The 17,935-nt window shown below is 39.4% G+C and carries 9 protein-coding genes; 7 read left to right on the top strand and 2 right to left on the bottom strand.

Annotated elements, in window-relative coordinates; genetic code table 11:
* Positions 1 to 10 precede the first annotated feature (10 nt).
* From porV to VUJ46_RS08860, 4 genes are all read left to right on the top strand, one after another.
* Entirely contained in the window at positions 11 to 1,174 is a 1,164-nt protein-coding gene (gene porV, locus VUJ46_RS08845) for a type IX secretion system outer membrane channel protein PorV (protein ID WP_326984617.1), read from the top strand.
* A 618-nt stretch (positions 1,175 to 1,792) separates the two neighbouring features.
* A complete protein-coding gene (locus VUJ46_RS08850; protein WP_326984618.1) occupies positions 1,793 to 2,641 on the top strand; it encodes a hypothetical protein in 849 nt (282 codons plus the stop codon).
* A gap of 423 nt (positions 2,642 to 3,064) precedes the next feature.
* The gene (locus tag VUJ46_RS08855) at positions 3,065 to 9,835 is read left to right on the top strand and encodes a T9SS type B sorting domain-containing protein (RefSeq protein WP_326984619.1); all 6,771 of its coding nucleotides are present in this window, start codon (positions 3,065 to 3,067) and stop codon (positions 9,833 to 9,835) included.
* 77 nt (positions 9,836 to 9,912) lie between these two features.
* Positions 9,913 to 12,198 carry an FUSC family protein gene (locus VUJ46_RS08860; RefSeq protein ID WP_326984620.1) on the top strand — a complete coding sequence of 762 codons (2,286 nt, stop codon included), beginning with the start codon at positions 9,913 to 9,915 and terminating at the stop codon, positions 12,196 to 12,198.
* Here VUJ46_RS08860 and VUJ46_RS08865 read toward each other — a convergent pair.
* Both VUJ46_RS08865 and VUJ46_RS08870 read right to left on the bottom strand, forming a co-directional pair.
* Positions 12,179 to 12,793 (bottom strand): 4'-phosphopantetheinyl transferase superfamily protein, encoded by a 615-nt coding sequence (locus VUJ46_RS08865; RefSeq protein WP_326984621.1) that lies wholly within the window; start codon positions 12,791 to 12,793, stop codon positions 12,179 to 12,181. The genes VUJ46_RS08860 and VUJ46_RS08865 overlap by 20 nt on opposite strands.
* Positions 12,794 to 13,210: 417 nt before the next feature.
* Positions 13,211 to 13,741, bottom strand: a complete 531-nt coding sequence (locus VUJ46_RS08870; protein WP_326984622.1) for a HugZ family pyridoxamine 5'-phosphate oxidase — start codon at positions 13,739 to 13,741, stop codon at positions 13,211 to 13,213.
* Between the two features lie 547 nt (positions 13,742 to 14,288).
* Between VUJ46_RS08870 and ahcY the strand changes: the two genes are divergently transcribed.
* The 3 genes from ahcY (at position 14,289) to VUJ46_RS08885 (ending at position 17,896) form a co-directional block, all read left to right on the top strand.
* Complete coding sequence (gene ahcY / locus VUJ46_RS08875; protein ID WP_326984623.1) at positions 14,289 to 15,602, top strand: adenosylhomocysteinase; 1,314 nt, start codon at positions 14,289 to 14,291, stop codon at positions 15,600 to 15,602.
* A gap of 355 nt (positions 15,603 to 15,957) precedes the next feature.
* Positions 15,958 to 16,350, top strand: a complete 393-nt coding sequence (gene yiaA, locus VUJ46_RS08880; RefSeq protein WP_326984624.1) for an inner membrane protein YiaA — start codon at positions 15,958 to 15,960, stop codon at positions 16,348 to 16,350.
* A 244-nt stretch (positions 16,351 to 16,594) separates the two neighbouring features.
* The gene (locus tag VUJ46_RS08885) at positions 16,595 to 17,896 is read left to right on the top strand and encodes a helix-hairpin-helix domain-containing protein (RefSeq protein WP_326984625.1); all 1,302 of its coding nucleotides are present in this window, start codon (positions 16,595 to 16,597) and stop codon (positions 17,894 to 17,896) included.
* The last annotated feature ends 39 nt before the right edge of the window (positions 17,897 to 17,935 follow it).

Below are 17,935 nucleotides of genomic sequence, written 5' to 3' on the forward strand. Positions count from 1 at the left end.
AAGACAATATATGAATTTAACGACTAAGCTGTTTTTGGGGATTGGTTTAAGTGCCGGTTTTTTAGGATACTCGCAGGACCTAAGTAAAGTAAACCCGGTACTCACGGGAGCTCCTTTTCTGAGGATTGCACCCGATGCGAGAGCCGGAGGTATGGGTGATCAAGGTGTTGTGACCTCACCGGACGCATTTTCTCAATTCTGGAATGCAGCGAAATATCCTTTCAGCAGGACAAGTTCTTCAGTGGGGGTAACCTATACGCCTTATATGGGGAAGCTGACGAATGATGTATTCTTATTATACGGTGCGTTCCACAAATTCTTAGGTCAGGAAGAAAGATCGACCATCTCCGCGAGTATTTATTACTTCAATATGGGAGAAGTAGATTTAACCCAGTTGGTGGGAAATGATGTAACTTCAATGGGAACCTCCAAGCCTAACGAATTCTCTATTGACATAGCTTACGGTCTGAAACTTTCTGATTCTTATTCAATGGCAGTTACGGGTAGATTCATCCGTTCAGACTTAGCCGGAGGATTCAATACCGATACCACTTTAAAAGCAGCCAACTCTTTTGCAGTAGACGTTTCGGGATATTATACCTCCCCTCGATTCTCAAGTTTCGGAGGCTATGACGGAAAAGTTAATGCAGGTTTCGCCGTTCAGAACTTAGGTCCTAAGCTGGATTATACAGGAAATGAAGAATCGAGATCCTATCTTCCTACAATGGCGAGATTGGGGATTGGTTATGATATGTATCTTGATGATGTTAACAGAGTGGGATTAAGCATTGAAGGTTCCAAAATTTTGGTACCGGGTTCAGAGTATGTGGGAATAGATCCCAATACAAGAAAACCAATGTATGCAGTCCCTAATGTAGGGGTGATGGAAGGAATCGGAAAATCCTTCAAAAACACCAATTCTATTATGTACAGTGCCGGTCTTGAATATTCTTATGACAATGCATTTGCAGTAAGAGGCGGTTATTTTCACGAAAGCGAAGAACAGGGTGCCAGACAGTTTGCAACCGCCGGTATCGGATTAAAATACCGTTCTTTCGGACTTGACATCTCTTACCTGATCAATATGTCCAAGATCAATACCGCATTGGATAATACCCTGCGTTTCGGGCTGACCTGGAATATTGGTGATGAAACATCCAATGTAGATTATTAAGAATAATATTTATTATATTGATACAAAGCTCCATTTTATGGAGCTTTTTTAGTTTAAAAATTCTTATCATTTTGTTGCAGGTCAATCCCAAACCTTTGGGGGATTTAAAATTATTTGCATAAAAAAACAGATGATAAAATGAGATTAAGTACAAAATTCGGAACTCAGCAAAGTTCATTATTATTTTTATCATCTTACCTACCTCCAGGTTCCATCGACTGATTTCCATGTCATCCGCCCCCAGTACCGCATCGAAAAACTGTACTTGTGTTTTTGGCATTTAAAACTAAAAAAAAACATATTGGAATTACTTGAAATAGTATCTAAAAAATGAAGGTTACAACGAATTTATTAGATTTTCACAGAATTGTAAGGCTGACAAAAAAAAATTAACTCCATAACAAGATCCGCACAAAAAAACACCACGCCATCAAACTATACTACGCTTAAAACATAAGCTACTAATAATTTGATGGTTAAATAAAGTAGTATAAATGTAGTAGTCCTTTTTTTTTACTTAGATAATAAATTTGCAAAAAAATTCACAAAAAAAAAAGAGGCAAACTGTTCTCTTTTTTCTATGATTTTTTGAAAAATCAAACCCTAAGTTTAAACTCAATGAAAAAAAGAATTTTACTATTATCGCTGATGATTATTTCTTCTGCAAGCTATGCTCAGATAGGAATCAACAACACAGACCCAAAGTCAACTTTTGATATTACCGCAAAAACCACAACAGGCAGCACACCTGAAGGATTACTGATCCCAAGAGTGGACAGACTGAAAGCCCAGACTATGACAGGAGTGGTGACTTCCACACTCATTTATGTTAGCACTGTCGCAACCGGAAGTATGACCGGAACGGCCGTTAATATAGATTATGAAGGGTATTATTTTTTTGACGGAAGGTTATGGCAAAAACTGGGTAGCAGCCCTATCTCTTCACCCGGATTTGCTATAGGAGAAATAAAATCTTCGAGAATTGTTATAGATGCTGCTTCTTTTTCTGCAAATTCAGGTTCCCGAATCATGATGACAGGCAAATCAGCCGGCAATACGAGTACGATTTCAAGACAGGCTGCTTATGAACTGGCATCTGCTGCCGATAAATCAAAATATATTATTATCAACGGCCTTAGAATGGATTTTATCAAAAGCTGGAGACCCACTGCAGTGGCCAGTGTGAGTCCGAAACTGTTCAATACCACCTCAGGTACAATTAACTATAATACTTCGGCTTTATCTACGGCAGACAAAAATATCGCCGGAATGAATACCACAATAGCTCCAAATGCCTACAGCTACCAGATAGACGGGAATGATGATTTTACTACTGATCTTAATGAAGGAGAATATGTGAATGCTATGATTACTTTTTCAGACGGTCAATGGTACAACTGCACATGGCACGCTACAAGGGATTCTAACAATTATTATTTCTACATGACCGCTCAAAGGTTAAATTAGTTAAAAACCATAGAGTAATCAATGTGTTTTAGCCTCAATACCATTTAATATAAAACACTAAACAGCAGCCTTTTAAAAAGGTTAGTTTTTGATGATGAAAATTTAATTTCTTATCCGTCAGTTACTAACACTTTTTTTGATTTTTAAATGGGATGAAGTTTAACCAGACAATATCCCATTATACTTCTCCCTGCGATGTGGCGATACAGAATCTAAAATTTTCAGTTTTATCCTGTATCGCTATTTCTTTGAAAATTAAATGAAATCCGATAGGGGTCTGCATTAAAGTAGCCTGCTATCGTTTTTACTTTTATTTGAAAAAAAACTGTAATACACTCACCTCTTACTATCGTTAAGGTTTCATCAGGATCAAAATTATCGGTAAAATACAACTTACTTAAACATTAATAAATATTACATACAATGATAAAAAAGTGGCTTCGCTATGCTATCTTATTTCTATTTGCCTTTAGCCCGGTATATTCCCAGACTTACCAGCTGATAGGCAACCCGGTTAATACTGCAGGATGGTCCTTAATACCTTCTGCCGGAGTAAGCGGAGACTTCATAAGGCTTACTTCAGATCAGGTGACTCAAGTAGGCGGAGTTAAGCTAAATGCTCCTATTAATCTCAAATATTGTAAAAAATGGACGGTAGAGTTCGACTTCAGAATAGACGGAAGCGGAAGAGCTGATGGACTCTCCTTTTGGTATCTTGCCAACCCGCCCTCATCCTATACCAATGGTTCCGGTCTGGGGATTCCATCTAATGCGACCGGCCTGATGGTAGGATTCGATATTTTTAATAATACTGATGAATCGGCGATGAGTAAAGTTCACGTATTATATGGTACCAACAATGGGTATCAGGCTAATATTGAGTTTAATAATACTCCGGGGAGCACTTTTCACTCTCCCAATCTGAATCCGGGTCTTCGTTTTACGGGACCTTCGTACAAGCATGTGGAAGTAACCGGAACGGAAGATCCAAGCAATCCTTCCAGGTGGATTATTAATCTGAAAATTAATGGCGTTACCATTATCAATCAGTCATTTGCACCTTCGGGAGGAGCTGTGGGAATGACCAACGGCTATTTTGGATTTTCAGCATCTACAGGTGCCTATAATGCCAGACATTCTATTAAAAATGTGAAAATTTATACTGACAAAGTTCCGATCCTGAAAGATACCGTCATCAAGACTTTTTGTGCAGGAAACGAAACAATTGATTTAACCTCTTTCAATTCTGAATTTACTTCAAATCCTAATAACTATACTTTTACCTATTTTATTCAGGGGAGCTCCACACCGATAACCAACCCTTCTCAATTTCAGTTTAATACCAATACTACCGTTTCTCTTCTCATTAAAGATAAATCCGGACTTTTATGTGATAACAATGACGCAAAAATACTTCTTACTTTCAAGAATAAAATTTCTCTCTTAAAAGATACTTTTTCAAAAATTTTCTGTACTGGAAACACGACTGCAGATCTCACCTCTATGAATTCTGAATTTGTTGCAAATCCTAATAATTACACGTTCACCTACTTCATTCAGGGAAGCTCGGCGCCTATTACCAATCCGTCTAACTTTCAGTTTAATACCAATACAACCGTTACTCTTTTAATCAAAGATAAATCCGGTGCATTGTGTGATAATGATGAAGCTAAAATACTCCTCACCTTTAAAAACTGCATCGACAGTGATAACGATGGACTGATGGACATCGTGGATCTTGATGATGATAATGACGGAATCCCTGATATTATTGAGTGTCCGGGAAATGATATCGTGAACAACGGCTCTTTTAAAGGAAATACCAATGGATGGACCTTACAGCTGGGTGGATGGTTTTATTCCAACAATTCGGTATCTGTTACCGCCAACAATATCATCAATAAAGATATTTCGCAGACACTGAACAACCTGCAAAACACCAATAATTTCATTCCCGTAACCCTTACTTTAGGGGCTCAGGATGGCAGCCAGGCTGGTGGCTCTACAGCAAAACTGGAAATATTTCTTAACAACACGCTCTATGCTACGATAGATAACAGTACGGTAAGAAATCCCGGTGTGAATAATATTACCATTACCCTTAGCAATGGGGCAACCTCTAACTTTGTTCCATTCACCACGGCTCTTGTTAACGGTTTTACCACCCGTACCTTTACCCTGAATATTCCAAATAATTCTATTCCTGATACTTCTTCATTAATTTTCAGAGTACATACCGGAATCGACGACTGGTCGCTCACAGATGTTTCTGTAAAAGCGTTTACCTGCGATACAGATGGGGACGGAATTTTTAATCATCTCGATCTCGATTCTGACAACGACGGATGTTTTGATGCTTTAGAAGGTGATGAAAAAGTACTGACCTCACAAATTAACACAAATGGATCTATATCGGGAGCTGTAGATGCTCAGGGTGTTCCGCAATTGGTAAATACAGGCGGATCCGCAGATATTGGGGGAGATCAGGGACAAGGAGTAGGCTTTTCCCAAACCGCTATGATCAATACCTGCAACGACATAGATAATGACGGCATACCCGACTATCTTGATTTGGATAATGATAACGACGGAATTCTTGATACGGACGAAGGAGTATGCAGTAATTCATCATTAGATGCGGGATGGTTTTCCAACGTTCCGCCGGGCACAAAAGAACAGGATCAATATTGCCCGATTAGTGAATCTAACGGCTGTTTACCGGGAGGAAATCCTGCGGTAGTAGGCACCTCATATCCTATGAGTTGGGGCACAGGATTAACAGTAGCGGCGAATAATACGGCCTGGAAAGTAGGCGGTGTAAATTCTGCATCTTACCTGCTTGCTAAAAATGATGGAGATTATATTCAATACGGCTTTAAAACACCCTCCAATCTGTCTTTATACAGATCTTTTTCAACATTCAGATGGCGACAGTTGGGTGGTTATAAAATGAGTGTTGAAGTTTCCGGTGACGGATTTTCCTCGCCCGGAATTTTATTACTGGAGGATGCGCAACTATCACAAAGTGCAGTATATTCTAACTTATTACAAAGAGTTTTCCTTAAACCGAATACTACTTATACTTTTAGAATTTATATTTACGGGGCAGCAACAGCAACCACGCTGGTAGATTATGATGATTTTCAGTTTGGAACCTGTGTAGCCAAAGATACAGATGGAGACGGTATTCCTGATTATTTGGATCTGGATTCTGATAACGACGGATGCTTTGATTCTTTAGAAGGTGATGAAAATGTACTGACTTCACAAATTAACACGAATGGATCTATATCGGGACCCGTAGATGCCCAAGGGGTTCCGCAATTTGTAAACGCAGGCGGAGCCGCAGATATCGGGGGAGATCAGGGACAAGGAATAGGTTTCTCCCAAAACTCTATGATAAACACCTGCAACGACATAGATAATGACGGTATACCCGATTATATTGATCTGGACAATGATAACGACGGTATTCTTGATGAAACTGAATGTCCCAGCCAGTTTTCCTGGACAGGACCGATTAGTTTTTCAGCAAATAATACCGTGGCTCAGGGAACAATAAGTGGCATACCATATACCCTAACATCAAACCAGCCAATGATACCGATGTCTGGTATATATAACCATTCTCTATTCCCTGCTCCATACGGAGTTCCTAACAATAATCCCAGTATAGGCAATTCGCAAGTTTCTTCCAATACTTTAACATTCGCGCAACCTATGATTGACCCTGTACTGGTATTCGCATCTGTAGGACAACAAGGCTTACATGTTCCTATTAAATTTAATATTCCTGTTCAGGTATTGTGGTCAAAAGATATTACCATAGATTCACCGACTCAGCTCACCGGAAAAGAAGGATTTGTAATAGTTAAAATTCCCGGAATACACTCTTCCATAACTTTTAATTATACAGTTGCAGAATATTATGCTAACTTCACTTTTGGTGCTGCTACCAAAAACTGTGATACCGATGGAGATGGTATTCCTGACTATCTGGACCTGGATTCTGATAACGACGGATGCTTTGATTCTTTAGAAGGTGGTGAAAATGTACTGACTTCACAACTTAATGCGGACGGATCTATATCCGGACCGGTAGATGCTCAGGGAGTTCCGCAATTGGTTAACCCGGGAGGTGCTGCCGATACTGGCTCTGACCAGGGACAAGGTATGGGTTCTTCCAAGGATGATACCATTAACCCATGCCAATGTACAGATCCCACGATCACGGTCTCTTCTTCTACCCTCTGTTTTGGAGGAAGTGTTACGCTGACCTCAAGTGAAGCGACAGGAAATTTATGGTCTACCGGGGAGACCACACAAAGTATCACGGTGACCACTGCGGGTACCTATACCCTAACCTATTCCAACGGAATCTGTACACCTCCCGTGGCTTCTGTTACCATTACTGCGGAAGCAGATCCTGACCTTCAGATTACAGGAAATCTTATTCTTTGTGAAACTGCTAACCAGCTTACTGCTCATGCCAACGGAAGCGGAAATACCTATACCTGGTCAGACGGAACAACAGGAAATGTCATTTCTGTATCAACACCCGGAATATATACCGTAACAGTGACCACTCCCGCAGGATGTCAGTATCAAAAATCGGAGGAAGTTGTTCAGGGGATTGTTCCTGAAGTAAGCAATGCAGCTTTAGAGCTATGTTCAGACTCCGCAACGGCTGTTTTTGATCTTACTTCTGCTCAGAATGCCATTAGTACAACAACGGGAGTAACATTTACGTTTTATCAGAATCAGGCAGATGCTCTGGCAGGAAATACCAATACAATTGCAAACCCGACAGCGTACAGTTCAGGTAATGCAGTGGTCTATGTAAGGGTAATTTCTCCGGATGCCTGTGCAAAAATTGCAGAACTACAGCTTACCGTAAATACCACAATTGCTCCTGTTATTACAGCTTCTTCTTCTACCATCTGTTTTGGAGGTAATGTAACGCTGACCTCAAGTCAGGCAACAGGAAATCTATGGTCTAGCGGGGAAACTACTCAAAGTATCACGGTAACCACTGCGGGTACCTATACCCTAACCTATTCCAACGGAGCCTGTACCGCGCCGGTAGCTTCTGTTACCATCACTGCGGAAGCAGATCCTGACCTTAAGATTACAGGAAATCTTATTCTTTGTGAAAATGCTAATCAGCTTACCGTTCATGCCAATGGAAGCGGAAATACCTATACGTGGTCAGACGGCACAACAGGAAATATTATTTCCGTAGTAACACCGGGAATATATACGGTAACGGTTACCACTCCCGCAGGATGCCAGTATCAAGCATCAGCAGAAGTTGTTCAGGGGGTTGTTCCTAAAGTAAACAATGCAGCTTTAGAGCTATGTTCAGACTCCGCAACGGCTATTTTTGATCTTACTTCTGCTCAGAATGCTATCAGCACAACAACGGGAGTAACATTTTCGTTTTATCAGAATCAGGCAGATGCTTTAGCAGGAAATACCAATACAATTGGAAACCCGGCAACGTACAGTTCTGGAAATGCAGTGATCTATGTGAGGGTAATTTCTCCGGACGCCTGCGCCAAAATTGCAGAACTACAACTTACCGTAAATGTTAAACCGGTTCCGATAATTACAGCTTCCTCTAATGTAATATGTAATAACACCCCGATAACATTAACTTCTAATTTTGCGACCGGAAATCTTTGGTCTACAGGAGAAACAACCCAGACCATTACTGTTTCTGCAGGCGGAATATATACTTTGATAAACAATAATGGGATCTGCACCAGTGAGCCGGTTTCAGTTACTATTTTACAGGACACCGATCCCAATGTACAGATCACCGGAAATCTAATGTTTTGTGAGGGAGATTCTACGGTATTAACAGCAACAGCCAATGGAAGCGGAATTACATTCAGCTGGTCAAACGGAGCAACAGGTCCGGTAAATACGGTGACGGCTCCCGGTTTATACACCGTAACGGCTACTACCGCATTGGGCTGCCAGTATCAGCAGTCGGTTCAGGTCAATATGGATCCTTTAATTATCGTTACAATCAATCCTCCTCAGGATGTAATCACCTGTCTGGTGCCGGAGATCACTCTGGATGCTACGGCTTCTGTTTATGAGCCGGGAGCTACATTTTTGTGGACTGCCACCGGAGGGGGGAATATTATTTCAGGTGCCGATACGCTGACTCCCGTTGTAGACAAAGGAGGAGTCTATACGCTTACCATTATAAGCGCCACCCCTTTAGGATGTACAAAACAGAGCTCGGTAACAGTGTTTGAGAATACCACTCCGCCACCGCTTATCCTCACAGCATCAGCCTACACGATCTGTAAAGGAGAATCTGTTACAATTACGGCATCAGGTGCTCAAACTTATGCATGGGCCGGATTGCCGGGTACTTCGAGTATCCAGACCTTTACTCCGGACGCCACAACAACCTATACGGTAACAGGAACAGGCGCCAACGGCTGTACAACAGAAAAGTCAATTACAGTAATCGTTGTACCTGCCATCGTTTCCTCATTATCAAATATTGAAATCTGTGAAGGATTCAAGGGAGTTCTGAATGCAGGGGCAGGTCCCAACTATACCTATAGCTGGAGTACGGGCGAAACATCGCAGATAATCTATCCAACCTTAGAGGGAGTTTATACCGTCACCATTTCAAACGGAGTCTGTTCAAAGGTATTTTCTGCTACAGTTGGATACCACACAGTGCCGGAAATTATAGAAATCAACTATAAAAATGATAATTTAACGATTCTTGCCAAAAACAACGAAAATACACCGTTAGAGTATTCTATAGATAATGGATTTACCTGGCAGAGCTCCAATATTTTTTATAATGTTTTTAAAAATACAGAATATATGGTGAGGGTAAGGAATACAAGAATATCCTGTTATGCATTAGCTTCGTATTACACCTTCTTTATGCCCAATGCCATTACTCCAAATGGAGACGGATATAATGATGTGATTGATTTTTCGGGAATTACCAAATATAAAAACTTTTCGGGAAAAATATTCGATCGTTATGGTGTTGAAATTTTTACAGTAACCAAAGAAAAACCGATATGGGACGGCAAGTATCTGGCACGTGTGATCCCCACGGCTACCTATTGGTATGTGGTCTCATGGGAAGATACTATCAGCGGAAAACCGATAAAAATGTCGGGCTGGATTCTTCTCAAAAACAGGAACTAAACAAAAGGTGTAAAGATAAGTTTAGAAAAGTCTCATTTTTATGAGGCTTTTCTGTTTTGTATAATTATTTTTGTAGGATGAACTATTCTGCGGAACTGAAAAAATTTGTGACCAGCCAATATGTATATTCTGCCATCAGAATTACACTGGCCACTGTTCTGCCATGTCTGGTTCTCGCCCATTTTGGAATTCTGAAGGAATACTTTCTCTTTCCGCTGGGAACCAGCTTTGTTGCTTTAACAGACCAACCCGGCCCCTTCATCCGAAGAAGAAACTCATTAACATTTGCCATTTTCTGCTTTGCACTTGTGGCACTCATTGCAAGCCTGGTAATGAATATTAAAATCCTGGTTTTTTCAGAAATTGTGGTATTCGGGCTGTTTTTCTCTTTAATCGGGGTCTACGGGCAGAGACTTGCTGCGGTGGGATCCCTGTCCCTGGTCGTTCTTGCCATTTTTATCGACGGACATCTTACGGGAGAAAATATTCTTAAAAGCTTACTGATCTTTGCATCGGGATGTCTTTGGTTTTTACTCATCTTCTTAATTGTATCCACCATTCAGCCCTACAAGCTTGCCAGCCAGATGATTGGAGAAAATTATCTACAGCTTGCAGAGTTTTTGAAGATTAAAGCCAATTATTACCAGAAAAATCCGGATTTCGCTAAACTGACCACTCAGGTCATCACTAAACAAATAGAAATCAAAAACCTTCAGGAAGAAACCAGGGAAACGGTTTTTAAAACACGGGTTATCGTCAACGAATCTACCACAACGAGTCGACTGCTGATGTTGATGTTATTAAACTCTATGGATCTTCATGAAAAACTCATGACCTCTGAAAGTGATTACGAGAAACTTCAAAAAAGCTTTATCGACAGCAGCATACTTGTACACATCCATGATTACCTGAATCTGTTGGCTGAAGAAATCACCAATATAGGAATCTCACTTCAGATAGGAACTCGTGCAAAACCGATTTTCAATCTGGATACAGAACTTAAAAGCTTAAATCATGTTTATTTCGAGCTGAGAAACAAAGAGATTTCTCCGGATAATTTTGAAGATTTTATGGTTCTCCGTCAGATCCTTGTCCGTATTAATGAGATCACAAAAGAAATTAATGAGATTTATAAAGTATTTTCGCAAAACGTCAAGCTGGCAAAGAGCCTTTCTACAGGGCTGGATCTCAGAAAATTTATGCCGAGTGAGCAGAAGATCAATGCCAAGGTTTTAAAAGATAATATTTCACTGTCGTCTTCCCACTTCAGACATGCATTACGAATTACGATTGCCCTGCTCATCGGATATTCATTTTCGCTTTTTGATTTTCTGGGAATCGGGCATACCTACTGGATTCTGATCACGGTAGTGGCTATTCTTAAGCCAGCTTACGCGATTACCAAAAAAAGAAATCTTCTCCGTTTATACGGAACCATAGCCGGTGCTTCCATAGCTTACGGGATATTACACTTTATCCATATCAATCAGATCTTATTTTCTATTTTACTGCTGAGCATGATTATGTGTTTCAGTTTTCTGAAAGGAAGATATTTCTGGGCTGTTTTGTTTATGACCATCTATGTCTTTCTGAGTTTTAATTTCCTGAGCCCCGGACATATTGACGTTATTTTCAGAGACCGAATTGTAGATACAGTGATCGCGGGGCTCATTACCTCTCTGGTATCGTATCTCGTACTTCCGGTTTGGGAACACACCCAAAATTTAGATCTGATGAAAAAATCTGCAGAATGCAACCTGATTTATTTCCGTTGTGTTATCTCTAAATTTTTGGACGACAGCTTTGATATTGAAGATTATAAAGTAAAAAGAAAAAATGCCATCATTGCTTTAGCTAATCTTTCTGATAATTTTCAGAGAATGATTTCTGAACCCAAAAATCAGCAGAAAAAATTAGAGGTTGTTCACCAGTTTGTCGCAACCTCCCATCTGATGACCGCCTACACGGCTTCCCTTTCTCAATATGTAAAAGATGATGAAAAATACTCCGAGATAGATGCGGAAGGATGGAGAGAGAAAATTGAGGCCGAAATGCTTCAGGTGTCTCATTTGCTGGACGGTACAACTATTAGTGAATCTCTCAGAAAAAAAAGCCAGATAGAGCCTGAGGACTCCTCTTTTGATGATCTCCTTCTGAAACGAAAATCGGAACTTGCCGACCATGAATCCCGAAATCAAAGAGATCCCAACAAGATATCACGCTTAACAGAGCTTAAGAATATTCATGATGTCCTGGAACTGATATTTGATGTAGCCAAAGAACAACGTAAAGTAATTGAAAAATACAAAAGTGAATCTCACGAGAAATCTGAAGCTTCGGAAACTATTCCTCAACAATCGTAAAACAGTAATCATCGAAAAATTCCACACGTGCTTTAAACTCATCGGAGATCTGTTCGTCATAGACTCTGCACTGGATATGATGAAGGTATTTCAGCTCAAAAGGTCTTACATCATAATGTTTTTTAAGTGACCAGTGCTTGGAATGGTGAATCTTGTACATACTTTCCTTCACGCTCCAGATGATGGTATAAAAGGTCACTTCATGATCGTGAGGAATAAATCCACGTTCATTTTCGTAGGTAAATTTATCGATTACCCTTAAGATCTTAGGATTGAATTTTTCAATATCAATTCCGATTTTATTGTTGGAAATCGCGATGGCCGCAAATGGAAATGAGTGGGTAATTGAAATCTCGGCATCCTTTGGAGATAAAAATGGCTCTCTTTCTTTATATAATATTTTGGAGTGAGGCTTAAGCCCCTTCAGTAGCTTTCTAACCATCAGTACTTCCAGCAGCTTTTTCGGATGATAATCTTTTACTTTTTCAGCATTTTCAGGTTCTAAAAGGTCATCCATATTCAATTCTTCAGTTTCATCGTATTTCCATACAAGAATTGTGGCATTATCATCAGAAAAATCGCGGTACAGAGGCATGATTTTATTTATTGGACAAAATTAATAAAAAATTTTGGGTTGGAACCGGGGATTTGTAGCCGGGGGATTTTAGGATTTTCTGTTTTTTATAATCACTCAAAGTGACGAGCAGTTATCCTTCACAGACTTTTCTCTCCGTCAGAGCGAGTATTTGTCGGAGCGCAGCGGAGAAAAATGTATAGAGAACTCATGAATTGAAAGAAAGAATTTCTCTTTCCAGCATGAACTTCCCGATATACTTTTTTTGGAAAAAATCACTCGAGGTGATGGTTGGAGTTCTGCGGAAATTTCTGTTAATGAAAAATCGATTACAAACAAAAAAATTCACTTTAATCAGGAGACTAAAGTGAATTTAATAGTAATTAAAAGCTAAAAACGTTCGAGCATTTCGCTGTACACCTTTATGCTTTTACAAAATTATTTCGACTGGTGATTGATATCGTTTCTGTGCTCCATAATTTCAAGATTCTGATCTACAAAATAGGCACTTCCGAACCCGTTGACATAAGAACCTTTCGTCGGATGAAGCCCGATCAGGATAAAATCCTTCATTTCAGCAATGACATCCACTACTTTTCCGTGGGTTTCCTTCAACTGGGCTACTACTGCGTTCCAGGTATCAGAATCTCTTTCCACCTGAGAGGTTGAAGCCTCAATGGTTAATCTCTCACGAGCATAAATTTGTTTGGTTGCTGATTCGTCCTCAATAAACATAACTGAAGTTTTTCTTCCGTCAGCAAGATTTTTTGTGTGTTTTGCCATGAAAGAAACCAAAATATAGAATGTATTATTTACTTCAACAAAAGGGGCATAGCTGGAATTCGGCGTTCCTTCTGCATCTACGGTCGCTAAAATTACACTTTTCGTTCTCCCGATAAGTTCCTTAACTTTTGGAGTAAGTGGTTTTGCCTGTCTCTGTGCTTCTTCCTGAGTATTTGTATGATTCATAATAAAAGATTTATTTATGCAAAAATAACTTATTTAGAATAAAGAAAAATAGTTTATTGTATAAAATATTATTAAAATAAACGAAAAACAGGGCAATATAACGGGAAGCAGAGTATGTTGATATGATTTATCTGATTTTCTAGACAAAAACCGGGGTCTTATGATATCTATTTTTAACATTGGTTCTCCATCAATATTTTTATAAAAGTTCATGACCGGATGTTCCCGGAAAGATAGTACGGGAAGTCAGGGCTCAACTTTTTATCTGCTGGCTTCACTCTATAGCCCCGATTGCAGCGGCATCCTTTTTTTGCATGGGCTTGAAAAAAGTATTGGCAAAAAAAGATATAGCGGAAAGCGGGAAAAAGCTTCAAAAAAAAATAAATTCCAAATAACAAAACAATTTCTGTGACTTTAAAATCCCGCATCCTCAAATCTCCCTTTTCCAGCCTATCCAAAATCTCATAAATGTCATTTCTCTATCTAAATTATTAATCGTAATTTTGCATTTCATTATCAATTGAATTTAAACTTATTCATTATACATATGAGTACTACAACACAATACGTTCCTTACAAAGTGAAGGACATCTCCCTTGCTGAATGGGGAAGAAAAGAAATTACTCTTGCTGAGGCAGAAATGCCGGGGTTAATGTCCATCCGTGAAGAATATGGACCCTCTCAACCTTTAAAGGGTGCAAGAATTGCAGGATGTCTTCACATGACGATCCAAACTGCTGTGCTTATAGAGACCCTGGTTGCTTTAGGAGCTGAAGTTACCTGGTCTTCTTGTAATATTTTCTCGACGCAGGATCACGCTGCTGCTGCAATTGCTGCTGCAGGAATTCCGGTGTATGCATGGAAAGGTCTTAATGAGGAAGAATTTGACTGGTGTATTGAGCAGACTTTATTCTTCGGTGAGGACAGAAAGCCATTGAACATGATTTTGGATGATGGTGGAGATTTAACGAACATGGTTTTTGATAAATACCCTGAATTCACAAAAGACATCAAAGGACTTTCTGAAGAAACGACAACCGGAGTTCACAGACTGTACGAAAGAATGAAGAACGGAACTTTGGTAATGCCGGCTATCAACGTAAACGATTCGGTAACTAAATCTAAATTCGATAACAAATACGGATGTAAAGAATCTGCAGTAGATGCTGTAAGAAGAGCGACAGACGTCATGTTGGCTGGAAAAAGAGTGGTTGTTTGCGGATACGGAGACGTAGGTAAAGGTACTGCCGCTTCTTTCAGAGGGGCTGGTTCTATCGTTACGGTTACTGAAATCGATCCAATTTGTGCTTTACAAGCTGCAATGGACGGTTACGAAGTGAAAAGATTGGATACTGTTGTTGATAACGCAGATATCATCATCACAACAACAGGTAACTTCAACATCGTAAGAGGCGAGCATTTCCTTAAAATGAAAGATAAAGCGATTGTTTGTAACATCGGACACTTCGATAACGAAATCGATATGGCGTGGTTGAACAACAACTACGGTGCTACAAAATCTGAAGTTAAACCTCAGGTTGATATCTACACCATCGAAGGTAAAGAAGTTATTATTCTTGCTGAAGGTAGATTGGTAAACCTTGGTTGTGCAACTGGTCACCCATCTTTCGTAATGTCTAACTCTTTCTCTAACCAGACTTTGGCTCAAATTGAACTTTGGAACAATTCTGAAGCTTATGGAAACGAAGTTTATATGTTGCCTAAGCATTTAGATGAAAAAGTGGCTGCTCTTCACCTTAAGAAATTAAGCGTTGAGCTGGAAACTCTTTCTCCTGAACAGGCTGAATACATAGGGGTGGATGTTAAAGGTCCTTTCAAACCTGAGTATTACAGATACTAAGAAGCAAAAGACAGAAAAGTCATACGAATATAGAAACTCTCCTATTCCGGAGAGTTTTTTTTGTTTTAAAATGATCAATGGGCATTCATTTAACTGATCAATTCCAAAAATTGGCGCTTAATGCCATTTTATCTTTGAAATTTCCATTAAATTATTTAACCCTTTCAGGATTGTAATAGCATCGAATACTTAACCATCGGATTTCACCCGACACTACTCATATTTAGCCCCTTCGGGGTATATTAAGGTAAATTTAAAAAGAAAGCGGTATTAAAAAACAATTGACCGTATTTTCCCCGTATATGGAATCGTAAAAAATCTATATCTTTGAGACCTTTAACAAAAACATTAGCAAATGAAAAAACAAAATGTATCAAATGCATTCGTTGCAGCCTCATGGGTTGCTTTGGGAGCGGGAATGATTGGCTTTATTGTAGGTCTGGCAAGAGCAGAAATGGAGCTTAACGAAAAGGGATATTATTTCACCATCCTGCTATACGGATTGTTTGCAGTCGTTTCTTTGCAAAAAGCGGTTCGTGACAGATTAGAAGGGATTAAGGTAACCGATATCTACTATGGAATATGCTGGTTTGCCACCCTGTCTTCTATTGTTTTACTGGCGATAGGATTATGGAATGCCACTATTCTTCCCAGTGAAAAGGGCTTCTATGGGTTTGCATTTTTACTTGCTCTGTTCGGAGCGATCGCAGTCCAGAAAAATACCCGCGATAACATGCTGGAACAATAAACATAAGACTCTTCAAAATTTTGAAGAGTTTTTTTATATTCCTGCTCAGAAATCAGAGCCACTACAAGCCTGTGACCCGGGGTCTCCCTCAGTACTCACTTCAATCCTCTATTCTTATATTAAATTCTTTTTAATACCTTTTTTAATGTAAATTAAAAATCATTTCGAACTATTTCTATTTCAATATAAAGCAATCATCTTCAGTCTATTGTCTTCATTTTCTTTTATTTGTAAATTTATCTCAATGAAGAAAATATACTACCGGAAAATAGCCTGCATGGGAATTCTGCTCGTTCTGTTTTTTATCTTTCAAAAATATACCAGCAGGGAGAGAGGAGATTTCCCTGAAATTATATTTGTAGCAAAAGGTTCTACTCCGGTTCATTTATCATCATTTGATCCCAACAGTCTGAGTGAAAACGACTGGTACAATTTAGGTTTTTCTGATCAGCAGACCGCCACCATCTTAAATTACAAAAAGGTGGTTGGCGGTCAATTTATTTCCAGGGAGCAATTCAGAAAATGCTTTGCGGTCTCAGCCGAAAAATTCTCAGAGCTGGAACCTTACCTGCTTTTACCGGAAGGAGCCAAAGATCCCCGATCGAATTTCCGCGAAAAATATGCGAAGAAATCAGTCAATGTATTAACCTCATTCAATCCAGACCGGTATATGCTGCAGGACTGGATAAAACTGGGTTTCAGTGAAAGGCAGGCGGAAGCTATTCTCAAATATAAAAATTACCTGGGCGGAAGCTTTGTGAGCAAAGAAAAATTTAGGGAATGTTTTATCATTAACGAAGAGAGTTATCGTAAATTAGCTCCTTACCTTCTTCTTCCTGAAAAAACACCTTCTCATTATAAAAGTTTCAGTACAAATCTTATTTCGGGGAAAAGTAAAGGCTCCTACAGTAATTTTAATCCTAATCATCTGGATATTCAGGGTTGGCAACAACTCGGATTTTCCGCACCCCAGGCTCAGGTGATCCTTAACTATAAGGAACGTAACTTAAAGGGACGTTTTAAAAATATAGAAGAGCTTCGCAAGTGTTTCATCATTTCTGAAAAAAAATTCAGCGAGCTTAAGCCCTATATCATCCTGGACGCCGAGCCTCCGGCCAGAAACCCTGAAGCCCCCCAAGTGGTCATCAAACAGGAAACTACAAACTTTTCAGAAATTGATCTCAATGCGATAACCTTCAGACAGCTTATCGAGTTTGGGCTGGATGAAAAAAGTGCAGGATCTATACTTGGATTCCGGAAGAAACTGGGCGGATTTGTAACCAGAGAACAAATTCTCGACACTTACAATATCGATAAAGATTTGGTTCGCCAGCTAATCTCTGTCTGCCGTTTAAACACTTCTGAAATTGAAAAATATACCTTAAAAGATGCCCCCGAAGAATGGCTTAAGAACCATCCCTATTTCAAATATTCTGCGGATAAGATTATTTTTTACCGTATCACCTATCCTGATGATAAAAAAATATGGAAATTTCTTAAGCTGAAGCCCGAATATGAAGAAAGAATGAAACTCTACATCAAATAATCCTGAATCTTACAAAAAAAAGAGACTGTCCAAAAAATG

This window comes from Chryseobacterium sp. MYb264, from assembly GCF_035974275.1.
In the GTDB taxonomy this organism is placed as follows: Bacteria; Bacteroidota; Bacteroidia; order Flavobacteriales; family Weeksellaceae; genus Chryseobacterium.